Origin of the sequence: Collimonas pratensis, from assembly GCF_001584185.1 — a bacterium.
GTDB classification, from domain to species: Bacteria; Pseudomonadota; Gammaproteobacteria; order Burkholderiales; family Burkholderiaceae_D; genus Collimonas; species Collimonas pratensis.
In genome coordinates, this window is sequence record NZ_CP013234.1 from 3,785,313 (window position 1) to 3,807,699 (window position 22,387).

Consider the following 22,387-nt stretch of genomic DNA (forward strand, 5'->3'; position numbering starts at 1 on the left):
CTGCCATTTTATGCCAATTTAAGCGCAAAAGGCGTACAAGGCGGCAGCCGCTTCACAGTCAGGCCCCGTTAGGGAATAAGTTGGGCATTTGGGCGACCGTAGCTGGATGCGATGCAAGGCGCCCGCCGCGCCGCAGTGCGAGCACTGCAAGCGGTGAGCAACGCAGCAGCGCGCCAGCTACGGCCTGCACAAATGCCCAACTTATTCCCTGACGGGGCCTTAACTAGAGCCCAGGCTCGGTTAAAAGTTTCCGTGCTGGCTGGAGCACTAGGCCAGCCTTGGCTTTCTCATCAGTTTCATTTATTCTTTTTTTGACAATATCATGCTTGAACACGCCCCTGCTCCCGCTCCTGCCCCACTGGTCCCCGCCAACCGCACCGTGTTCTTCGTTTCCGACGGCACCGGCATCACCGCCGAGACTTTCGGCCATTCGGTGCTGACCCAGTTCGAGCTGCGTTTCAAGCAAGTGCGCCTGCCTTTCATCGATACCCTGGACAAGGCCTACGAGGCGACCCGCAAGATCAACGAGGCGTTCGCCGCCGACGGCAAGCTGCCGATCGTCTTTTCCACGCTGGTGAAGGCCGACCTGTCGAAAGTGATCCAGCAGGCCAAGGCGATGCACATGGATCTGATCCAGACTTTTGTCGAACCGCTGGAAAAGGAGCTGGGCGTGAAGTCGACCCACACCATCGGCCGCAGCCACAACACCGCCAATACCGACGAATACAAGAACCGCATCGAAGCCATCAACTTCTCGCTGGCGCATGACGACGGCCAGTCGCACAAGAACCTGGCCGACGCCGATGTGATCCTGGTCGGCGTCTCGCGCTCCGGCAAGACCCCGACCAGCCTGTACCTGGCGATGCAGTTCGGCGTCAAGGCCGCCAACTACCCCTTGATTCCGGAAGATTTCGAGCGCGACAAGCTGCCGAGCGGCCTGCTGCCCTTCAAGCAAAAGATATTCGGCCTGACGATTGCCGCCGACCGCCTGTCGGAAATCCGCAATGAACGCCGTCCCGGCAGCAAATATGCGGCGCTGGCAAACTGCCGTTATGAAGTGAATGAAGCGGAAAAGATCATGCGGCGTGAAGGAATACGCTGGATGTCGTCGACCACCAAGTCGATTGAGGAAATCGCGGCGACGATTTTGCAGGATATCAAGCCGGATATACGGACGTTTTAGCGCGAAGCGAAAGACATATAAGCACCACCATCGAGAGTCCATCAGTATCAGGGCAATCGCCCGAAGGAATCGCGCTTGGATGTAGGGTGGGCACATTGTGCCCACGCAGAGCATTGATTATTCGAGAAAAAATCAGCGTGGGCAGAAAATCTGCACACGCTACGTCATGGCTGGCGCGGCATCCTGCTGCCATAGCTCCGCCGGCATCGCTACCGGCAAAACCACACCATCGGCGGCTGCGGTTTTGACGAACCCGGCACCGGCGGCATCGCCGCTTGCCTGCTCCGCCAACAACTCCTTCGCCGGCGCTTGCAGCAGGTCAGCCAGCACCAGGCCGCCGAGTGCTTCATCGGCTGCCGGCATGGCAGGCGCTTCCCCTGTAGCGGCAGAAGTAGCGATCTGCAGCACAAACAGCGCTGAACTGTCGCCACCGGTAGCCGCGGTGAATACATGCGCGCCATCGCTCAACGGCGCATGCTCTCCCGGCCGGAACGTCCAGTTGCCGTTTTCATCGGCAACGGCCGCTCCTAGATACAGTTCGCCATCGTATAGCCGCACTAGCGCATCCGGTTCGCCGCGACCGTTGAACACAGGGCGATTGTCGTCCGTCACGGCGCCGCTGGAGATATCTCCAGCCTGGCCAACAAGGCTGTCGATCACTGGCGCCGGCGCCGCAGGGACATTCGCCACATGCAGCACAAAAGGTTCAGAGGCCACGCCGGCGCCGACCATAGTGAACACGTGCTCGCCTGGGCTAAGCCGGTCGAAGTGATCGGTGTAACTCCAGCGGCCATCCAGGCCCACGGGCAGGCTGCCGACCAGCAGCCCATGGTCGTAGACTTCAAGCAGCGTGCCGGGCTCTCCACTGCCATGGAAGGCCGGCCGCGCATCGTCGGTCGTGTCACCACTGGCCAGCTGTGCCGTTGCGCCGATGTTGTCCAGCACTTGATCGATCACCGGCCTGGCGGAATCCGGAGCGCCTATCGTCAGCGAGAACGGTGCCGACGTCACACCCGCGCCAACCACGGTAAATACATGCTCGCCTTGCGCCAGCGGCTCGCTCACGTTAAACAGCCATTTGCCATCCTCTCCCGCCGTGGCGTCGCCCAAGTGGACGCCATTGTCAAAGATCATCAGTTGGGCGAACGGCTCGCCCTGGCCGCTGAGCATCGGGGCTACATCATCGGTAACGCCGCCGTCGCCAACGATTCCAGTTCTGCCGAAATCGTCGAACGCCAGCACAATCACAGGTGGCGGCAAGCCGGTGGACTCCGGGACAGGTTCGAGTAGCGTCGGGTCGGTAATATCGGGCAATGCCGCTTCCTCTACCAGTTCGACTGCGGTAGGCGAGCCGGGCGGGGCCGCCGTGACCCCCCAGGCGCCGGACTGGCCAACATAAGCGGAACTCGTCAGCGTGCCATTGTCCAGAATATTGGCAGCGGCAGCGGGCTGCAATGGGCTTGGATGGTCAATAGCGGCGACCCGGCTGAGCGGCATGACCTCAAGCTCTGCATCCGTATAGGCATCATCAGTCGGGGCCGATGCGGCCCTCGCATGAAATGCCATACTGTCGGCCGCGGCAGGCATGTCATTAGCTGGATTAAACACATCGGAACTTACCGCATCGGCCATGGAAACTGTATGAGCATGCTCGTCCAGATGGATTAGCACACCAGGTTTTTTCTTAGTTGGACTCATCAAATCTCACATCTCATCAAGATCAGGGGATAGCTGTGATGTTATCTTTTTATTGCATTTATTGCAATAAAATATGAGCAAGGAAGGGGCATATCGTCTGCTCAAAATATGAAAAAGGGCGGGCACGAATGCCCACCCCGTTAGGCGACTCCCATTGCAGGAGCAGCCAGCAGTCCTACCGCTTTAACGCCGCTTATGCAGCATGCAGCTCGTGCAGCTCCGACAACGGCTGTTGCGGCGGCAGGCTGATACTGACGCCATCCAGCGCTGACGAGGAGTCCGCATGGCTCAGCGCCGCATCGAACTCGCCGCCGCTCAAGTTGAACACTTGCGCGGTCTGGCCAGCTGGAGGGATGTCGGTAGCGCTGGCGAACAATTCGCCAGGCGCCTGCAACAGATCCGCCAGCGACAAGTTCAGGTTCGCGCCATCGGCTGTTTCCACAGCCTGGACGCCGGCACCAGCAGGCGTTGGCTCCACGACATGCAGTACAAACGGTTCAGAGAACACTACACCATCCGTGGTTGCCGTAATCGAATGCTCTCCTGGCGGCAAGACAATACTCTGGCTTCCCGAGATCAGATTGAACACCCAGCTGCCATCAGCATGCACCGAAGTCTCGCCGATGTATTTGCCGCCATCGTAGAAGGAGATAACCGGAGCGTCAGCCTCGGCATGCCCATGAAACACTGGCTGGAAATCGTCGGTGGTGTTGCCGCTGGCAAGGATGCCGGTCACACCAACATCATCCACAGCCGATTCAATCGTCGGCCTCGGTGTTTCTGGCACGTTATCCACCGTCAGCGTAAACGGATCCGATGTCACGCCATCGCCAACCACCGTAAACACATGCTCACCCGGCGTCAGCTGCTTGAGGGCATTCAAGGTCCAGCTGCCGTCCTCGCCGACCAGCGCAGCGCCAACCTGTGCCGCGCCATCGAGGAGATACACGTAAGTCCCTTCCTGACCGTGACCATGGAATGTCGGCCGCGCATCATCAGTAGTCGCCCCGCTGTGAAGCTCTTCCACGGCACCGACATTATCGATGACTGCATCGATCGTCGGCTTCGCCGAATCTGGCGCAGTCACATGCAACACGAAGGCTTCAGACTTCACGCCGCTGGCATCAACCACGGTCAGCACATGCTCGCCAATGTCCAGCTGTTGCCTCGGATACAAGCTCCAGCTGCCATCTTCCTTGACTTGAGCGTAGCCCAGATTGACATCGCCTTCAAACAGGGCTATCTGGGCAAATGGCTGACCATGACCACTGATCTTGGGCGTGCGATCATCCGTGCTGCCATCATGGCCGATATAGCCAGTGGCGCCGAAGTCATCATACGCCGAGTCGATCACCGGCTTGGCCGTATCCGGCGCCGTGATGTTCAGCACGAAGGCGTCGGAAGCCACTCCTCCGCTCACCACCGTGAACGCATGTTCGCCGATCGCCAACGCACTCTTCACATTGAAGGACCAGTTGCCGCTTTCCTCAACATAGGCATAACCCAGACGGGTGTTGCCATCGTAGACTTCCAGCAGAGCGAATGGCTGTGCGCCCTTGCCTTGCAACTGCGGCGTGCGGTCGTCAGTGCTGCCGTTATGGCTGACGTCACCAGCGGCACCGAAGTTATCAAATGCCAAGTCGATCACCGGCTTGGGCGAATCCGGTGCCGTGATGTTCAGCACGAAGGCATCGGAAGTAACTCCCGCACTCACCACCTTGAACGTATGTTCACCCACCGCCAGTTCGCTCTTCACAACATCAAAGTACCAGTTGCCGCGGCCGTCAGCAGTGGCATAGCCCAGACGGGTGCTGCCATCGTAGACTTCCAGCTGGCCGTGCGGCTGCGCGCCCTTGCCCTCCAACCGCGGCGTGCGATCGTCAGTGTTGCCGTTGTGGCTGACATAGCCAGAGACGCCAAAGTCATCATACGCCGACTCGATCACCGGCTTGGCCGGACCTGGCGCCGTGATGTTCAGCACAAATGCGTCGGAAGCAACGCCTGCACCCACCACCGTGAACGCATGTTCGCCCGCTGCCAGCTCGCTCTTCACGCTGAAGTACCAGTTGCCGCGGCCGTCAACGCTGGCATAGCCCAGGCGGGTATTGCCATCGTAGACTTCCAGCTGGCCGTATGGCTGCGCGCCCTTGCCCTGCAGCAGCGGCGTGCGGTCGTCAGTGTTGCCGTTATGGCTGATATAACCAGGGGCGCCGAAGTCATCATACGCCGACTCGATCACCGGCTTAAGGACAGGTTCAGTGTCGCCCACTGTCAGTACAAACGGTTCGGAGGCAATGCCTAAGCCGCTTACCTTGAACTCGTGTTCGCCTGGCGACAGAGGTTTATTATAAGAAATGCGGTATGCCCAAGAACCGTCCTCCCCAACCGACGCATAGTCGGTCAGAGCGCCGTCGATGTAAACAGCCACCTGTGTATTAGGTTCACCGTGACCGCGCAGCGTCGGCGAGCGGTCATCTATCGTGTCGCCGCTGGAAAACTCCCCAGTCACACCCACATTGTCGAATATCACATCAATGGTTGGCCTGGACGAAGCAGGAATGTCCACGTGCAATGTGAACGGTTCCGACACTGCGCCACCATCGCTGACCGCAGTAAACACATGCTCACCCAATGCCAGCGGAGTGCCAGCATAGATCTTGGCATTCCAGTCGCCGAACTGGTTAACGCGAGATTCTCCTACCAGCTCGCCTTTTTCGTTGTGAATCTCGATAACAGTCCCCGGCTCGCCGCCATGCCCCCGAATAATCGGACGCACGTCGTCGATGGTGGCGCCGCTCTTTACTTCTCCAGTAATGAGCCCGGCGCCGTCATAAGCACTGTCGATCACCAGCTTGACAGGTTCCGGCGCAGTGATAGGTTCCGGCGCAGTGATATTCAGCACGAACGGTTCTGAGCGCGATTCGCTGCCTTCCGGCGTGGCGAATACTGCCGCGAACGCATGTTCACCTGGCGCAAGCGGGGCCTTTACACTGACATAGAATTGCCAATTTCCCTCCGCATTCGCAAGGGTCTCACCTAAGCGGGTACTGCCGTCGTAGATGGTCAACAGAGCATTGGCCGGCGCACCATGGCCTTGCAGCAGCGGTGTGGTGTCGTCAGTCTTGCCGCCATTGCCGATATGGCCAGTGGCGCCGAAGTTATCAAACGCCGAATCGATCACCAGATTAAGGACCGGCTCAGTGCCGGGCACCTCCACCTTCTCGCCATCCGCCGGTTGTGCCGCGTCGATATTAATCGAAAAACCACTGCTGACACGCCCATCACCCACAGCAGTGAGAGTGTGGGTACCGTTGCTAAGTGCCTCCTCCGGGGTGAATGACCAGCGACCGGCGCCATCGGCCTGCGCCGAGCCGATGAGATTGTCCACGCCATCATAGATCATGACCAGTCTGTTGGCGGTCGCTTCTCCATACAGAGTCGGATGCGCATCATCTGTGTTTATAGTAGCAATCATGCCAGTGCCCGGCTTAATACCTGGGGAAAACTGACCCTGCTCAGGACCTACATCATCGCCAAGGGCATAGATTCGCGGCGTCGACACCACTGCCGAAGTGTCAACGTTGATTTCATAGCCGGCGCTGCCTTGACCATTGGCGGCTACCGCCGTGATGGTATGCATACCGTCGCTCAGTGTTTTATCCGCTGGAACCTGGAATATCCATTGACCCAGGTTATTAGTCTGCACCGAACCAATAGGGTTGTCGGCTCCATCATGGATCACCACCAAAGTATTGGGAGCAGCGTTACCGAATATCTGCGGTTTAATGTCGTCGGTGGTCCCACCCGATTTGACAAAGCCTTGCTCAGAACCGAAATCGTCCCTGATTCGGCTGATAGTTGTCGCTGGCAAAGCAGAAGCATCAACAGCAGCAACTTCCACACTGGCGACTGAGGAGGCAGCGACTAAACCTTGGCTGACAACAGGCTTTGCAGCTTCAGCAAGAAAAGCTGTACTGTTCGATTCATCGGATAAAGCGGATACATCAGAAGTTTTTTTATTTGAAGTCATAAAATCTCACCGTCTATTAATGCAATCAAGGATAAGGGTGCCAGCAACATCGTTACTGTTTCCCCAGCTAGCAATATAGTCGCGTAAGAGATTAAATAATTACAAAAAGAATAATGAATTTTGCAGCCGTCATGTGTGACATTTTTTTACAATGAATACTTTCAAAATTCAACAAATAGCATCATTTAAAGAATGAACTCAAATGCAATTCTGACAAACACTGCAAAACCCTTGTCGCAAAAAAAGAACAGTAATCCAAAGAAATAATCAGCAAAATTTGGCATCCGACACCGCCGCGAAGACGTGTTTCAAGACAGTCGAATAGGTGGAGCTTGACACTTCACGTAGGGAAAGAAAAAAGTGGGGACGATTGCGTCAGCCTAGCTGGTCTGGCGTAGCTGTTCAAAAAAACATACCGCCGCTGCAGCAGCAACGTTCAGCGATTCCATCTGGCCGCGATGCGGAATCACGACCTGCTGGCCAGCCAGCTGCAGCAGGTCCTCGGCAACACCCTGGCCCTCATGGCCGAACAGCCATGCCAGCGGCGCTCTGAGATCGGCCTGGTAGATGCTTTGGGTGGCATAGGAGCTGGTGGCGAACACTGGAACCAGCGTCGCACTCATGAGCGCTGCCAGGTCGACGCCTTCAAAGATATCCAGGATGAAATGCGCGCCCATGCCGGCGCGCAAGACTTTCGGCGACCATGCCGATGCGCTGCCTGTCGAACAATAAATCTGCTTGATACCGGCGGCGGCGGCGCTGCGCAGGATAGAGCCGAGGTTGCCGGGATCCTGCAGATTATCAAGCAACACGGCGGACTGGGTCAGCACCGCCGGTGCCGCAGCTTGCGGCGCTTCAATCACGAACAGCAGGCCGACGCCGTGTTCAACCTGGCTCAACGTCTGGTACTGGCCGTCAGGCAGCACGACACATTGCACCGCACCAGCCTGGCATTGGCGGATCACCGCGGCAGCTTCGGCATTCCCAAGTGCGGTTTCGCTGGCGACGCACAGCTCCGGCTTGCCGCCATGCTGCAGATACGATTCGGTCAGGTGGATCCCGTCCAGCAAGGTACGGCCGGCCTTACGCCGCGCCTGGGCGCTGGTGGCCAGTTGCTTGAGTTCCTTGTATAAAGGATTGGCGGACGAGGTGATGCTTTTCATTATGCTGCTCCGCCGGGAACGATCGCCAACAAGGCCCGCACCGGCGCATAGGATTTGCGATGCACCGGCGAGACGCCATGCAAGCGCAGCCGCTCCATGTGCAACGCCGTCGGATAGCCCTTGTGCTGATCGAAGGCGTAATGCGGATATTGTTCGTGCAGCACCTGCAGCGCCGCGTCGCGCGCGGTCTTTGCAAGAATCGATGCAGCCGAGATGGCTTGCACCTTGTCATCGCCCTTGATGATCGCTTCTGAGCGGATGTTGAGCTGCGGGCAACGATTGCCGTCAATTAGCGCCAGTGTCGGCAGCAACGACAAACCTTCCACCGCACGGCGCATCGCCAACATAGTGGCCTGCAAGATATTGAGGCTGTCGATCTCGGCTTCGGAGCATTCAGCAATCGCCCACGCCAGCGCGTTTTGCTTGATCTGCTCGGCCAGCAGCTCGCGCCGCTCTGCTGTCAATTTCTTAGAATCGCGCATGCCGCTGACCGGCCGCGCCGGATCGAGGATGACGGCAGCCGCAAACACAGGGCCAGCCAAGGGGCCGCGGCCAGCTTCATCGACGCCGCAAATGATTTCGCCGTCGTAGGTAAAGAGAGAGAGATTAGGATCGGATAGGGTCACGGCATTCAGTACAAAAGTGAGCAGTCTGTCAGACCGCCATGAATCAAGATGAACGCTTATGCTGTTCGATGACTTGCAGCACCGCTTGTGCGCTCTCGCTGGCAGTATCGCGTAGCAAAGAATGGTGCATGTCGGTAAAGCGCTGCCTCAGCATCGCCTGATGCGCCGGATCTTCCAGCTGCTGCCACAGCGCATCGGCCAGCGCCTGCGGGGTGGCATTATGCTGCAGCAGCTCCGGCACCAGGAATTCACGCGCCAGGATGTTCGGCAATCCGATCCACGGCTGGTAGCTCATGTGGCGCATGATTTCCCAGCTGGCGCGCATCATCTTGTAGGCGATCACCATCGGTTTCTTGTACAGCGCAACTTCCAGCGACGCCGTGCCCGAAGCCACCAGCACGCCATCGGCGGCGGCCATCGCGGTGTGCGACTGGCCGTCCAAGATCTGCAGCGGCAGATCTTGCAAGCCAGCCTGGCTCAGCAACTCGCTGAAGAAACGGCGCTGCTTTTCCCCTGCCATCGGCGCGATGAAGCGCATGCCGGGATCGCGCTGCGCCAGTATCCTGGCCGCTTGCACAAAAGCGATCGTGTTGTGTTTCAGCTCACCCATGCGACTGCCGGGCATGATCGCCACCACCCGGCCTGCAGCCGGCAAGCCAAGTGCACTGCGCGCCGCAGCCATATCCGGTTCCAACGGAATTACCTGCGCCAGCGGATGGCCGACGTAGGTCACCGGGATGCCGGCCTTACGATAAATATCTGCTTCAAACGGGAAGATGACCAGCATGTGCGAAGCCGCCTTCGCGATCTTCTTGATGCGGCCGCCGCGCCAGGCCCAGATCGACGGCCCGATGAAGTGGACAGTGGGTATGCCGCCCTGGCGCAACTGCGCTTCCAGGCCGAAATTGAAATCCGGCGCATCGACGCCGATGAAGACGTTCGGCTTTTCCGCCAGCAAACGGTCGCGCAGCGCGTTCTGGATGCCCTTCAGTTCGCGATAGTGAGCAAGTACTTCGAACAGACCGTTGACCGATAGCTTCTCCATCGGCCAGTCGCTGACAAAACCGTATTCAGCCATCCTGGCGCCGCCGATGCCGTGCATGCGTGCATCTGGCAGCTGCGGCCGCAGCCCCGACAGCAGGCGTGCAGCCAGCAGGTCTCCGGAGCTTTCGCCGGCGACCATGGCGATGGTGATATCGGCGCTGCTGCCCGCCATGTCAGCGGATGATGCCACGCGGCGAAGACGCGATGAACTCGCGCATCAGCTTCAGGTAGACAGCGGAATCAGGCGCCTTGCTTTCTTCCAGCGCCAGTGTCGCCAGCGCTTCTTCAAGCGGCAGGCCGGCACGGTAAATGGTGCGGTAGGCGCGCTTGATGGCCATGATCTGTTCGCTGCTGAAGCCGCGGCGGCGCAGGCCTTCGCTGTTGATGCCGACAGGTTCAGCGCGGTTGCCGGCGGCGGTCACGAAAGGCGGGACGTCCTGACTGACGGCTGCAGTGAATGCCGTCATGGCATGGGCGCCGATGCGACAGAACTGGTGCACGGTGGTGAAGCCGCCCAGCAGCACCCAGTCGCCGATGAGCACATGGCCGGCCAGCGTGGCGTTGTTGGCGATCGTAGTGTTGCTGCCGATCTGGCAATCATGCGCCACGTGCACATAAGCCATGACCCAGTTGTCGTCGCCGATGCGGGTGACGCCACCGTCCTGCACGGTGCCCAGGTTGAGGGTGACGAATTCGCGGATGGTGTTGCGGTCGCCAATCTCCAGGCGGGTCGGTTCACCGGCGTACTTCTTGTCTTGCGGCACGGCGCCGATCGAGCCGAACTGGAAAATCGAGTTATCGCAGCCGATCGTGGTGTGCCCTTCGATCACGGCATGCGGGCCGATCTTGCTGCCGGCGCCGATCACAACATCCGGCCCAATGACGGTGTAAGCGCCGACTTCTACTGAACTGTCGAGATTCGCCTTGGGATCGATGACGGCGGTAGGATGGATGCGCGTCATCGGATCACGCTGATGGGCTGGCGTCGGCACTGTCGGCCGCGGGAGTAGAGGCTGCGCCTGGGCTGACTGCAGTGCGCATGGTGCACATGAATTCAGCTTCTACCGCCAGTTCGCCATCGACGCTGGCGATCGCCTTGTATTTCCAGATGCCGCGCACTACGCGTACGATCTCGACCTGCAGTTTGATCTGGTCGCCTGGCTCGACCGGACGGCGGAAGCGCGCCTTGTCGATGCCGAGGAAATAGACCACGGTATTTTCATCCGGCTTGCGGCCCTCTGTCAAAAATGACAACAGTGCAGCGGTCTGCGCCAGCGCTTCAATCGTCAGCACGCCCGGCATCACCGGCTTGTTCGGAAAATGCCCGTTGAAGAACTCTTCGTTAATGGTGACATTCTTGATCGCAGTGATCGACTTGCCGCTTTCCCAATTCAATACGCGATCAACCAGCAGCAGCGGATAACGGTGCGGCAGGTAGGTTTTGATCTGATTGATATCTAGCGTTTGGTTTGGACTATTCATTATCTTTTTGGGTAAGCTGAGGCATTAACTGTTTAACGGATTTTTCCAGAGAGCGGATTTTCTCACGCATTGTATTCAGATTGCGTACCAGGGCGGCAGATTTTTCCCAGTCGCCATGCTTGGCAATCGGATAAAACCCGGTATATTGCCCCGGTTCGGAAATCGAGCGCAAAGCCAGCGTTCCCGCTGACACATGGACGTGATCGGCAATGGTGATATGGCCATGGATCATGGCGGCGCCGCCTATCGAGCAGTATTTGCCGATGCGGGCGCTGCCGGCGATCCCCGCGCACGCTGCAATCGCCGTGTGGGCGCCGATATGGCAGTTATGGGCGATCTGGATCTGGTTGTCCAGCTTGACGCCCTCTTCAATCACGGTATCGGCCAGGGCGCCGCGGTCAATCGTGGTATTGGCGCCGATTTCGACGTCGTCGCCGATCAGCACGCGCCCGGTTTGCGGAATCTTGACCCAGGTCCCGCCATCGTTGGCAAAACCGAAACCGTCGGCGCCGATCACCACGCCGGAATGAATGATGGCGCGCTGACCGATCTCGCAAGCGTGGTAGACGGTAACGTTAGGATAAAGATAACTGCCGGCGCCGATCTTGGCCCCGGCCCCAATCACGCAGCCAGCATCGATGCGGACATGCTCACCGATGACCGCACCGCTGCCGATGACCACATTGGGGCCGATGCAGGCGCTAGCCGCGACCTGGGCTGCAGGATCGACGCTGGCAGCCGCATGGATCCCGGGGACCACGGGGACGGCATTCCTGGCAGCGAAAAGCTGTGCCGTCCGGGCAAAATAGGCATAGGGATTGGGTACGACAATGCGCGCGCCGTGGTAATCCGCGCCGACCGCCGTCTCATCCGCCGCAGACAGGATGACAGCAGCTGCCTTGGTTTGCGCTACCTGGGGACGAAATTTTGGATTCGAGAGGAAGGTGATCTGTGATGCGGTGGCATCGCTCAGGGGAGCGATGCCGGATACCTGGGTATCCGCATCACCGATCAATTGGCCACCTAAGCTTTCGACCAATTCTTTTAGCCGAATGCTCATGCTGATTGGCCTTGACAGAATAGTTTTATTTATTGAGGATCTTCAGTACTTTATCGGTGATATCAATGCGCGGGCTCACATAGACGCCGCCTTCCTGAAACACCATATCGTACTTTTCCGCTTCGGCGATCTGCTTGATCGCCTTGGTGGAACGCTCCAGGACGATGGCCAGTTCTTCGTTGCGGCGCTGGTTCAAGTCTTCGCGGAATTCACGCTGCTTGCGCTGGAAATCCTTGTCCAGATCACCCAGCTCGCGCTGGCGCTTGGTGCGCTCGGAATCCGAAATGACAGCCGAATCCTTGTCCAGCTTGTCTGCCTTGGCTTTCAAGGTCGCGGCCTGGTCCTGCAATTCCTTGTCGCGCTTGGAAAATTCGGCTTCGATCTTGCTTTGCGCCGCCTTGGCAGGATTGGCTTCACGCAAAATGCGCTCGCTGCTGACGAAGGCGATTTTCGAGCCGTCATCCGCATGCGCCGGCGCTGCCGCCGACAATGCGCACACAGCCAGCAAGGCTGCCGATGGTAACGATGTAAATGATTTAATTAGAGATTTCAACACTATTCTCCGCAATTCAAATGATGCAACTTGTGCATTATGCCACTCTTGCCAGAATCTGCACGCCCGGCGGGTTTAGAAGCCTGTGCCCAGCTGGAACTGGAAGGACTGCGTCTTGTCGGTCGGCTTGGCATTCAATGGCTTGCCGTAGCTGATCTTCAACGGACCGATAGGCGAAACCCAGCTCAAACCGAGACCGGTAGAATACCGCAACTCGCTCAACTGCATCGGCGCCTTGTCGGCATAGACCTGGCCGCCGTCGAGGAAGGTAAACCAGCGTAAGGTACGGTCGCTGCCGGAACCTGGGAACGGGAATTGCAATTCCATGTTGCCGAACACACGCGAAGCGCCACCCATCGAATCGCCGTACTGGTCGACGTTGGTGCCGACGCCCAGCGTCGAACCTTCGTAACCGCGCACGGTGCCGATACCGCCGGCATAGTAGTTCTTGAACACCGGATACGGCTTGCCGCCGATGCCGCGGCCGTAGTCGATCTCGCCGTTCAGGGCCAGCGTAGCCGCATTGCCCCAGAATGGCTGGAAGTACTGGTGCTGGTAACTTGCGCGGTAGTAGCGCAGGGTACCGACTGCCGACACTTCAAGCGTGGCGCGCTGGTAGCGCCCCTTGGTCGGCACCAGTGCGCTGTCGCGGCTGTCGCGCTGCCAGGCAGCGGTCAGCGGGAAGCTGTTAGTGGTAGCGGCAGCTGGATTTTGCAATACGTTATAGCTCTGGCCGTTAGGCAGGGTCAGACCGCTCGGCACCATAACACCGTTGCCGAAGTCGCTGACATATTGCTGGTACAGCAGCGGGCTGGAAGAGTCGGCCTGGACATTGGTGTTTTCAATACCGACGCCGAAGAACACGGTATCCAGTTCCGAGAACGGCACACCGAACTTGATATCGCTACCGATGGTGCGGACGCGATAGTCACCCGTGGTGTATGGCGACGGCCGCACGGTACGCAGATAGACGTTGTAGGTGCGGCTGATACCGTCATCGGTAAAGTAAGGATTGGTCTGGGACAGCGCAATCACCCGCGAATAGCTGCTGGTGTTCACATCGAGGCCGATGGTATTGCCGCTGCCGAAAGCATTCTGCTGCTGGATCGAACCGGACAGACTCAGTTTGTCGGTTTGCGAGAAACCGGCGCCGACCTGGATGTTGCCGGTAGGCTTCTCGGTGACCGCCATGTTGATATCGACCTGGTCGGAGGTGTTCGGCACTTCCGGTGTTTCGATGCCGACGTCCTTGAAGTAGCCGAGGCGGTCGACGCGGTCGCGCGACAGCTTGATCTTGGAGCCGTCGTACCAGGAGTCTTCAAACTGGCGGAACTCACGGCGCACCACTTCATCGCGCGTCTTGGTGTTGCCGGCGACGTTGATATGGCGCACATATACGCGCTTGCCCGGATCGACCAGGATGGTGAATGCTACTTCCTTGGTTTCGCGGTTCAGGTCCGGATTGGCGTTGACGTTGGCGAAGGCGTAACCGAAGTTACCCAGGCGCTCGGACATCTTCTTGGTGCTGTTGTTGAGTTTTTCGCCGTTGAACACATCGCCTTTTTTCAATTCCAGCAAGGACTTGAGCTCATCTTCACGGCCGAACATCTCGCCTTCCATCTTGATGTCGGAAACCTTGTACTTCTCACCTTCGTTGATGTTGATGGTGATGTAGATATCCTTCTTGTCCGGCGTGATCGACACCTGGGTCGATTCAACCTGCATCTCGATATAACCGCGGTTCAGGTAGTAGGAACGCAGGGTTTCGATATCGCCCGACAGTTTTTCCTTGGCGTACTGGTCGGCCTTGGTGTACCAGGTAAACCAGCCCGGCGAACGCAGCTTGATCTGGTCGCGCAGGTCGCCGTCGGAGAACGCCTTGTTGCCGACGAAACGGATTTCCTTGATGCGCGACACTTCGCCTTCGTCTACTGCAAACGTGACGTTGACGCGATTGCGTTCGATAGGCGTGACGGTGGTCGTCACTTTCATGCCGTACAAACCGCGCGACAGGTATTGTTTCTTCAATTCCTGCTCGGCGCGATCGACCTGGGCCTTGTCGAAAATACGCGATTCGCCGACGCCGATTTCCTTCAGCGCCTTGGTCAGCTGATCCTTGTCGAATTCCTTGATGCCGGAGAAGTCGACAGCGGCGATCGACGGCCGCTCTTCCACCATGACCACCAGCACGTCGCCTTCGGATTCAATCCGCACATCCTTGAAGAAGCCGGTTGCATACAGGGCCTTGATCGCCGCGGTACCTTTATCGTCGGTGAACTGCTCGCCGACGCGCACCGGCAGGTAGCTAAATACGGTACCGGCCTCCGTGCGCTGGATACCTTCGATGCGGATATCCTTGACCACAAACGGCTGCACCGCCATGGCCTGGCCCGAACACAGGGCGAAGGCAGCGGCAGCAATCAAACGACGGGGAAGAATCGACAAAGGGAAGTGCTCGGAATGTAATTTCATTAGCGATCGTTTTTTATCAATGTCCTTGTCCGCCACGATTGTCAGACAAGAGAGCCGAACTTAAAGGAGTTTAAAATAGGAGCCGAACGATGTCGTTAAACATGGCGACCATCATCAACGTCATCAAAATGCCGATGCCTGCCCGCTGTGCAATTGCACCAACCCGTTCAGGAATGGGGCGTCCGGTCAAAACTTCCAGCGAATAATACAGCAAAAGACCACCATCTAGAACCGGAATGGGGAGCAAATTCATGACGCCCAGGCTGATGCTGATAAAGGCAATAAAGCTCAAATAGCTGAATGCACCGATGCGCGCGGTCTGGCCGGCATAGTCGGCAATCGTGATCGGACCGGTGATATTCTTCCAGGAAACCTCGCCGACAATCATTTTACCCAGCATTTTCAGGGTCAGGACACTGCTGTCCCAGGTCCGTTTTGCCCCTTTGACAAGTGCTTGCAGCGGTGGGCTGCTGGACAGCACCATCTCCGGCATCGTGGACGACAATTTAACCTTGATCCGGCCAATCGTCCCGTCTTTGGAGGTTTGCGCCTCCGGCGTAACGTCCACGGTAAAAGGATTGCCATTTCGCAAGCCAGTCAGGGTTAAAGGCTTGCCCGGCGAGACGCTCACCTTGGCAATGAAAGCTTCGCCATCAGGCGTTGGCACGCCATTGATCGCCGTGATCTGATCGCCTGCTTGTAAACCAGCTTTCATGGCAGGTCCGTCCGCATCAACCTGGTCCAGGATAGGCTTGCCGAGCTCCAGCTTGATACCCAGTTTGCCGAGATAATCGCCTTCCAGGTCTTTGGTCGCCAAACCAGTAGTCGGCAAATTAACCGTATCCAACAAATTGCCGCCGGCTGGCCCCGGGTTCGAACGCCGGACATCAAGCTTGACCGGCGTCTTGTCGACCACTGCCTGCATCACTTTCCAGCGCAATTCGTTCCAGGTCTGGACCGGCTCGCCGTTGACGGCGGTAATCAGCTCAGCGCCGCGCAAGCCGGCCTGGTAGGCCGCGGTTTGCTCCGGCACCGCCCGCACCCGCGGCGTCGGCTCCATCTCACCATAGGTGTAGAGGCCGGCAAATAGCAAAATGGCAAGAATGAAATTCGCCAGCGGACCGGCGGCGACAATCGCGATGCGCCGCCATACCGACTGGCCGGTGAATTCGCGCTTCATGTCCTGCGCAGAAATGCCGGATACATCTTGTTCGCGGGCATCCAGCATTTTGACGTAACCGCCTAATGGCAGGATCGAAATCGCCCATTCCGTCTGATCAGGGCCGAAGCGGCGCGACCAGACAATCTTGCCCATGCCCACCGAAAAGCGCAGCACTTTGACGCTGCACATGCGCGCGACCCAATAGTGGCCGAGCTCGTGGATGATGACCAGCGAGCCAAGGGCGACGACAAATGCGAGGATTGTTTGCAGAAAGGCCATTGCCGTGTATGTGTGTGTGTGCGGTAAGTGCGGTAAATTCGGTCAGGATATCAGGGCATTGACGGTCTGGCGCGCCAGACGGTCTTGCTCAAGCAGCATCTCGATATCGGTTACCGCGCACAGCGGCAGGCTGTCCATGGTGCGAGCGATTAATTGAGCAATCATGCCGAATCCGATTTTTTCATCCAGGAAAGCTTGGACCGCGACTTCATTCGCGGCGTTCAATATAGTTGCAGCCGAACCGCCGACCATCAATGCATCATACGCGAGTTTCAGGCAGGGAAAACGTTGCAGGTCGGGCCGGCTGAACTGCAGCTGCCCGATCACGGTCAGGTCGAGCGCGCCGACGCCGGAGGCAATCCGCTCCGGATAGGCCAGCGCATGGGCGATGGGCGTGCGCATGTCCGGATTGCCCAGCTGCGCCAGCACCGAACCGTCGATATACGACACCATAGAATGGATCACGCTTTGCGGGTGGATCACGACTTCGATCTGGCTGGCGGCGGCGCCGAACAGCCAATGGGCCTCGATCACTTCCAGGCCCTTGTTCATCATGGTGGCGGAATCGACCGAAATCTTGCGGCCCATGACCCACTTCGGATGGGCGATGGCTTGCGCCGGCGTCACTGTATCCATGGTGTCCAGCGGCCGCGTCAGGAACGGGCCGCCGGATGCCGTCAGCAGGATCTTTTCAACCCCAAGCGCGGCCGGCGAACGGGCGTAGTTGTGCGGCAGGCACTGGAAAATCGCGTTGTGCTCGCTGTCGATCGGCAGCAGCACCGCGCCGCTCTGCTTGATGGCATCGATGAACAGCTGGCCCGACATGACCAGGGCTTCCTTGTTCGCCAGCAGGATTTTCTTGCCGGCCTTGGCGGCAGCCAAGGTCGATTCCAGGCCGGCGGCGCCGACAATCGCGGCCATCACGGCATCGCATGCGGAAGCGCTGGCGACCTGGCATAAAGCCGCGGCGCCGTGCAGCACTTCGATCTGGGGAGCCTGTGCCTGCAGCAAGCGACTTAGCTGCTGAGCTGCCTCGGCGCTGCCAACCACTGCCACCTGCGGCTTGAATTTCAGGCATTGTTCCGCCAGTTGCTCGACCCTGCTATGAGCGGTCAGGGCATACACCGAATAACGCTCGGGATGGCGCGCCAGCACATCCAGGGTGGACATGCCGATCGAACCAGTGGAGCCGAGGATAGTAATATTTTGCATAAAACCTAGAACCAGAAACTCAACAAGGCTGCCAGCGGCAGCACCGGAATCAGTGCATCGACGCGATCCAGCACGCCGCCATGGCCGGGCAGCAGATTGCTGCTGTCCTTGATGCCGGCACGGCGCTTGAGCATGGATTCGAACAAGTCGCCGGCAACGCTGGCGGCCACCAGTACGGTCATCGCTGCCAGCAGTCCGGCCCAGCCCCAGGTCGCCAGCAGCCGCATCGGGAAGGTGTCCGCCAGCGCCGGCGTGAAGCTGAAACCGAGTGCCATGAGCAGCACCAGGATCCAGCCGCCGACGGCGCCTTCCCAGGACTTGCCGGGGGAGATGGACGGCGCCAGCTTATGCTTGCCGAAAGCCTTGCCGGAAAAATAAGCGCCGATGTCAGCCGCCCAGACAATCACCAGCACCGACAGCAGGTACAGCGGCGAATGATGGAACAATACGACAATGGCGAGGAAACAGCCAAATATGGCGATGGCGTAAGTCGCCGCAATCAGCCGGTTAGCCAGGCTGGCCAAGGGCGGCAGGCCGAACCCCAGGGCCGGCACGAAACGAAAGCACCAGATTGCCACACACAGCGTAAACAGCAAGCGGATATCGGGACCGGCGCCAGCGTACAGCACAGCGCCGAACAGGAGCAGCGCCGCCAGCCCCCAGGCCAGCGCGGCCTTGGCCGAGGCGCCGAATATGCGAGCGCTTTCCCAGATCGCGGCGCCGAAAAAGAGCGTCGAGACCAAGGCAAATGCAGGGTAATAATTGAAATACAAGATTGGCAGCAGCACCGCCAACAACAATAACGCCGTGATGACACGTGTTCTTAGCATCAGGTAGCCTGTTCGACCAGTTGCGCGCTGGTGCGCCCAAAACGCCGTTCGCGCTGCTGATAGGAGGCAATTGCCTTGTCCAGCTCGTCGGCGCCGAAATCCGGCCAGTAAGTATCGGTAAAGTAAAGCTCGCTGTAGGCCAGTTGCCACAGCAGGAAATTGGAAATGCGCTGCTCGCCGCCGGTACGGATGAACAGGTCCGGCTCGGGCGCGTAGGCCATCGCCAGGTACTGCGCCAGCTCATCCTCGGAAAACGTATCTGCCCCGGCCAGCGCCGAAACGCCGCTGGCGGCACGGGCAGCCAGCATCTTTTGCACCGCCTGCATGACATCCCAGCGGCCGCCGTAGTTGGCGCAGACGGTGACCGTCATGGCGGTATTGCCGGCGGTCTTGCGCTCGGCGTTGTCGATCATCTGCTGCAGTTTGTCGTCGAAACGGCTGAGGTCGCCCACCACTTTCAGGCGGATGCCGTTGGCGTGCATCTTGCCCACCTCGCGCTCCAGCGCCACCATGAACAAGCGCATCAGCAGCGACACTTCATCGGCCGGGCGGCGCCAGTTCTCGGAACTGAAGGCAAACAGGGTCAGGTATTCAACGCCACGCGCGGCACAGGCTTCTACTGCTGCACGCACTGCTTCGACGCCCTTGCCGTGGCCGGCGACGCGCGGCAGGAAGCGGCTGGTGGCCCAGCGGCCGTTGCCGTCCATGATGATGGCGACGTGCCGTGGCACCGTCGGGCTGGCAGGCAGCGTTTGCGTGGAACTTGTGTGGGCCATAAATAATGAGTAAGAAATAAAGCGCAGGATGGACACAAAGTGCCCACCCTACGCAGTCAGTGCTGTCGGATCTCTGCTTAAACGGTCAGGATCTCTTTTTCTTTATCGACCACTTGCTTGTCAATTTCAGTCACGAACTTGTCAGTCAGCTTCTGGATTTCGTCTTGCGCACGGCGCTCGTCGTCTTCCGAACATTCCTTGTCCTTGACCAGCTTCTTCAAGCCTTCGTTGGCGTCGCGGCGGATATTGCGAATTGCAATCTTAGCATCTTCCGCTTCGCCCTTGACCAGCTTGACCATTTCCTTGCGGCGCTCTTCCGTCAGCGCCGGCGTCGGCACCCGCACCAGTTCGCCCTGGGTCGACGGGTTCAGGCCGAGATCGGATTCGCGGATGGCCTTTTCGACCACTGCGAGCATCTTCTTTTCAAACGGCTGCACACCGATGGTGCGCGCATCGATCAGGGTGACATTGGCGACCTGGCTCAGATTGGCCGGGCTGCCGTAATAGTCGACCGTGATGTGGTCAAGGATGCCGGTGTGGGCGCGACCGGTACGTACCTTGGCCAGGTCGGCCCGCAAAGTCTCCAGCGACTTTTGCATTCTTTGATCAGTATTCTTTTTAACGTCAGCAATGCTCATGCTGCTCTCCTCTACGAAAACAAATTGTATTGATTAATATTAACTAAGTTGGCCAAATCTTATTCATGTAACGCAATTGCGCGGAATAGCGCAACAAATGCGCGCAATTATTAATTACAAATCGACAAATCGAATAGATAATTTATACGTGTACCAGGGTGCCTTCATCTTCGCCCAGGATGACGCGCTTCAGCGCGCCCGGCTTGATGATCGAAAACACCTTGATCGGCAGCTTCTGGTCGCGGCACAGCGCAAAGGCGGTGGCGTCCATGACTTGCAGGTGCTTGGTGATCGCTTCGTCAAAGGTGATGTGCGAATAACGGGTCGCGGTCGGATCCTTGTTTGGGTCGGCGCTATAGACGCCGTCGACCTTGGTCGCCTTCAAGACGATCTCGGCGCCGATTTCCGAACCGCGCAAGGCCGCTGCAGTGTCGGTGGTGAAAAACGGATTGCCGGTGCCTGCTGCAAAAATGACAACCTTGTCTTCTTCCAGATATTGCAGCGCCTTAGGGCGCACGTATGGCTCTACTACCTGTTCGATGCTGATGGCCGACATGACGCGTGCGGTGAGGCCGATCTGGCGCATTGCATCCGCCAGCGCCAGGGAATTCATCACCGTCGCCAGCATGCCCATGTAGTCTGCAGTGGCGCGGTCCATGCCCTGGGCGCCAGGTGCGACGCCGCGGAAAATATTGCCGCCGCCGATGACGATCGCCAGTTCGACGCCCAGTTTGGCGACTTCGGCGACGTCGGCCACCATGCGCTCAATCGTCGCACGGTTGATACCGTAGGCGTCATCGCCCATGAGGGCTTCACCGGAGAGTTTCAGGAGAACACGCTTGTAAGCTGGTTTTGTCATGGTCTGGGCCCCTTGTGGCTTTCCGATTGATATGTGTGTTGTTCACGCCTAGCTGAAGCACTGCAGCGCCATTGTCAGGCCAAACTGCAGCAAAATCTACTATCAGGCTCTTTTTTGGATAATCGGAGCCGGCTCCTGCGTTTTCGCTCCACCCTTTTAGGTGCAGCGATCCGGCAAGGCATTCCTTAGTCCGTGGCTTGGGAAGAAAATTCCGCAGAGCCAAAAAAACGGGCCTTTCGGCCCGTATTCTTGCTTACGCCTGCTTGGCCGCAGCAACTGTCGCTGCAACTTCTGCAGCGAAGTCATCTTGTTTCTTCTCGATGCCTTCACCGACCACAAACATGGTGAACGCTTTAACACTGGTGTTGGTCGCCTTCAGCATCTGTTCAACCGTCTGCTTGTCGTTCTTGACGAAAGTCTGGTTCAGCAGGGAAACTTCCTTCAGGAATTTCTGCACCGAACCTTCGATCATCTTGGCAGCGATATCTGCAGGCTTGCCGGATTCGGCCGCCTTCAGGGTTGCTACCGAACGCTCTTTTTCGATCAGGTCGGCAGGTACTTGCTCGGACGACAGCGAAACAGGCTTCATCGCAGCGATGTGCATGGCCACGTCTTTACCGACTTGTTCGTCAGCGCCGTCGAATTCGACCATCACGCCGATGCGTGTGCCGTGCAGGTAGGAAACCAGCTTGGCGGCAGTGTCGAAACGCGTGAAACGGCGGATCGACATGTTTTCGCCGATACGGCCGATCAGGGCAGCGCGGGTCTCTTCAACGGTGCTGCCGTCGAGAGGCAGGGCCGACAAGGCAGCGACGTCAGCAGGATTTTTTTCTGCAACCAGCTTGGCGCAGGCATTCGCCAAGGCCAGGAAGTCGTCGTTCTTGGTGACGAAGTCGGTTTCGCAGTTGACTTCCACCAGGGCGCCAACGCCGCCGGCGATGTAGGCTGCTACAACGCCTTCAGCTGTCACGCGGGAAGCAGCCTTGGAAGCCTTGCCACCCAGTTTGACGCGCAGGATTTCTTCTGCCTTGTCCATGTCGCCGCCAGCTTCGGTCAGCGCCTTCTTGCATTCCATCATTGGCGCATCAGTCTTTGCGCGCAGTTCGCCTACCAGTGCTGCTGTAATTGCCGCCATACTATTCTCCTAGCTCAGTTGACGCTGTACCGGCGATCCGCTACTGCCATGCAGTGCGGCCAACAACCGGCGCGCCATCGTTCAAAATATTCAGATATAAATTCGGTGTAACCCTGGTGTAACGCAAATGCAACACCAGCAAGTGATACAAAAAAAGGGGCAACCACGCCCCCTTTTTCTTCTGA

General features: G+C 58.3%; 18 protein-coding genes. 1 reads left to right on the forward strand and 17 read right to left on the reverse strand.

Annotated features, from left to right (window positions below; all coding sequences use genetic code 11):
* Window positions 1–322: 322 nt before the first annotated feature.
* The gene (gene ppsR, locus CPter91_RS16970) at window positions 323–1,183 is read left to right on the forward strand and encodes a posphoenolpyruvate synthetase regulatory kinase/phosphorylase PpsR (RefSeq protein ID WP_061942252.1); all 861 of its coding nucleotides are present in this window, start codon (window positions 323–325) and stop codon (window positions 1,181–1,183) included.
* A 159-nt stretch (window positions 1,184–1,342) separates the two neighbouring features.
* Here ppsR and CPter91_RS16975 read toward each other — a convergent pair whose 3' ends face one another.
* From CPter91_RS16975 to tsf, 17 genes are all read right to left on the reverse strand, one after another.
* The gene (locus CPter91_RS16975; RefSeq protein WP_150119738.1) at window positions 1,343–2,680 is read right to left on the reverse strand and encodes an Ig-like domain-containing protein; all 1,338 of its coding nucleotides are present in this window, start codon (window positions 2,678–2,680) and stop codon (window positions 1,343–1,345) included.
* Between the two features lie 394 nt (window positions 2,681–3,074).
* On the reverse strand, window positions 3,075–6,911 hold the full coding sequence (locus CPter91_RS16980) for an Ig-like domain-containing protein (protein ID WP_150119739.1): 3,837 nt from the start codon (window positions 6,909–6,911) through the stop codon (window positions 3,075–3,077).
* Between the two features lie 380 nt (window positions 6,912–7,291).
* On the reverse strand, window positions 7,292–8,074 hold the full coding sequence (locus CPter91_RS16985; protein ID WP_061942258.1) for a TrmH family RNA methyltransferase: 783 nt from the start codon (window positions 8,072–8,074) through the stop codon (window positions 7,292–7,294).
* A complete protein-coding gene (gene rnhB, locus CPter91_RS16990; protein ID WP_061942259.1) occupies window positions 8,074–8,700 on the reverse strand; it encodes a ribonuclease HII in 627 nt (208 codons plus the stop codon). Before rnhB ends, CPter91_RS16985 begins: the two co-directional genes overlap by 1 nt.
* A gap of 43 nt (window positions 8,701–8,743) precedes the next feature.
* On the reverse strand, window positions 8,744–9,916 hold the full coding sequence (gene lpxB, locus CPter91_RS16995) for a lipid-A-disaccharide synthase (protein WP_061942261.1): 1,173 nt from the start codon (window positions 9,914–9,916) through the stop codon (window positions 8,744–8,746).
* 1 nt (window position 9,917) lies between these two features.
* A complete protein-coding gene (gene lpxA / locus CPter91_RS17000; protein WP_061942262.1) occupies window positions 9,918–10,706 on the reverse strand; it encodes an acyl-ACP--UDP-N-acetylglucosamine O-acyltransferase in 789 nt (262 codons plus the stop codon).
* Window positions 10,707–10,710: 4 nt separating this feature from the next.
* Window positions 10,711–11,226: a 3-hydroxyacyl-ACP dehydratase FabZ gene (gene fabZ / locus CPter91_RS17005; RefSeq protein ID WP_061942264.1), complete on the reverse strand. Its 516-nt coding sequence runs from the start codon at window positions 11,224–11,226 to the stop codon at window positions 10,711–10,713.
* Window positions 11,219–12,286 (reverse strand): UDP-3-O-(3-hydroxymyristoyl)glucosamine N-acyltransferase, encoded by a 1,068-nt coding sequence (lpxD, locus tag CPter91_RS17010; protein WP_061942265.1) that lies wholly within the window; start codon window positions 12,284–12,286, stop codon window positions 11,219–11,221. The genes fabZ and lpxD overlap by 8 nt, the downstream gene beginning before the upstream one ends.
* Before the next feature lie 25 nt (window positions 12,287–12,311).
* Window positions 12,312–12,839: an OmpH/Skp family outer membrane protein gene (locus CPter91_RS17015; RefSeq protein WP_061942267.1), complete on the reverse strand. Its 528-nt coding sequence runs from the start codon at window positions 12,837–12,839 to the stop codon at window positions 12,312–12,314.
* Window positions 12,840–12,914: 75 nt separating this feature from the next.
* Window positions 12,915–15,311 (reverse strand): outer membrane protein assembly factor BamA, encoded by a 2,397-nt coding sequence (bamA, locus tag CPter91_RS17020; RefSeq protein WP_061942269.1) that lies wholly within the window; start codon window positions 15,309–15,311, stop codon window positions 12,915–12,917.
* 70 nt (window positions 15,312–15,381) lie between these two features.
* Window positions 15,382–16,752: an RIP metalloprotease RseP gene (gene rseP, locus CPter91_RS17025; protein WP_061942271.1), complete on the reverse strand. Its 1,371-nt coding sequence runs from the start codon at window positions 16,750–16,752 to the stop codon at window positions 15,382–15,384.
* Between the two features lie 42 nt (window positions 16,753–16,794).
* The gene (ispC, locus tag CPter91_RS17030) at window positions 16,795–17,964 is read right to left on the reverse strand and encodes a 1-deoxy-D-xylulose-5-phosphate reductoisomerase (protein ID WP_061942272.1); all 1,170 of its coding nucleotides are present in this window, start codon (window positions 17,962–17,964) and stop codon (window positions 16,795–16,797) included.
* 5 nt (window positions 17,965–17,969) lie between these two features.
* Window positions 17,970–18,794, reverse strand: coding sequence for a phosphatidate cytidylyltransferase (locus tag CPter91_RS17035; RefSeq protein WP_061942274.1), 825 nt, complete (start codon window positions 18,792–18,794; stop codon window positions 17,970–17,972).
* Window positions 18,794–19,570, reverse strand: coding sequence for a polyprenyl diphosphate synthase (uppS, locus tag CPter91_RS17040; protein WP_061942275.1), 777 nt, complete (start codon window positions 19,568–19,570; stop codon window positions 18,794–18,796). Before uppS ends, CPter91_RS17035 begins: the two co-directional genes overlap by 1 nt.
* 77 nt (window positions 19,571–19,647) lie before the next feature.
* Window positions 19,648–20,208, reverse strand: coding sequence for a ribosome recycling factor (gene frr / locus CPter91_RS17045; RefSeq protein WP_061942277.1), 561 nt, complete (start codon window positions 20,206–20,208; stop codon window positions 19,648–19,650).
* A gap of 142 nt (window positions 20,209–20,350) precedes the next feature.
* A complete protein-coding gene (gene pyrH, locus CPter91_RS17050; RefSeq protein ID WP_038491057.1) occupies window positions 20,351–21,067 on the reverse strand; it encodes a UMP kinase in 717 nt (238 codons plus the stop codon).
* Window positions 21,068–21,320: 253 nt separating this feature from the next.
* Entirely contained in the window at window positions 21,321–22,202 is an 882-nt protein-coding gene (tsf, locus tag CPter91_RS17055; RefSeq protein ID WP_061942278.1) for a translation elongation factor Ts, read from the reverse strand.
* Window positions 22,203–22,387 lie beyond the last annotated feature (185 nt).

Coding starts and splice junctions, on each gene's coding strand:
- ppsR (WP_061942252.1), top strand. CDS start 323: ATGCTTGAACACGCCCCTGCTCCCGCTCCTGCCCCACTGGTCCCCGCC.
- CPter91_RS16975 (WP_150119738.1), bottom strand. CDS start 2,680: ATGCCGCTCAGCCGGGTCGCCGCTATTGACCATCCAAGCCCATTGCAG.
- CPter91_RS16980 (WP_150119739.1), bottom strand. CDS start 6,911: ATGACTTCAAATAAAAAAACTTCTGATGTATCCGCTTTATCCGATGAA.
- CPter91_RS16985 (WP_061942258.1), bottom strand. CDS start 8,074: ATGAAAAGCATCACCTCGTCCGCCAATCCTTTATACAAGGAACTCAAG.
- lpxB (WP_061942261.1), bottom strand. CDS start 9,916: ATGGCGGGCAGCAGCGCCGATATCACCATCGCCATGGTCGCCGGCGAA.
- lpxA (WP_061942262.1), bottom strand. CDS start 10,706: ATGACGCGCATCCATCCTACCGCCGTCATCGATCCCAAGGCGAATCTC.
- fabZ (WP_061942264.1), bottom strand. CDS start 11,226: ATGAATAGTCCAAACCAAACGCTAGATATCAATCAGATCAAAACCTAC.
- lpxD (WP_061942265.1), bottom strand. CDS start 12,286: ATGAGCATTCGGCTAAAAGAATTGGTCGAAAGCTTAGGTGGCCAATTG.
- bamA (WP_061942269.1), bottom strand. CDS start 15,311: ATGAAATTACATTCCGAGCACTTCCCTTTGTCGATTCTTCCCCGTCGT.
- rseP (WP_061942271.1), bottom strand. CDS start 16,752: ATGGCCTTTCTGCAAACAATCCTCGCATTTGTCGTCGCCCTTGGCTCG.
- ispC (WP_061942272.1), bottom strand. CDS start 17,964: ATGCAAAATATTACTATCCTCGGCTCCACTGGTTCGATCGGCATGTCC.
- CPter91_RS17035 (WP_061942274.1), bottom strand. CDS start 18,794: ATGCTAAGAACACGTGTCATCACGGCGTTATTGTTGTTGGCGGTGCTG.
- uppS (WP_061942275.1), bottom strand. CDS start 19,570: ATGGCCCACACAAGTTCCACGCAAACGCTGCCTGCCAGCCCGACGGTG.
- frr (WP_061942277.1), bottom strand. CDS start 20,208: ATGAGCATTGCTGACGTTAAAAAGAATACTGATCAAAGAATGCAAAAG.
- pyrH (WP_038491057.1), bottom strand. CDS start 21,067: ATGACAAAACCAGCTTACAAGCGTGTTCTCCTGAAACTCTCCGGTGAA.
- tsf (WP_061942278.1), bottom strand. CDS start 22,202: ATGGCGGCAATTACAGCAGCACTGGTAGGCGAACTGCGCGCAAAGACT.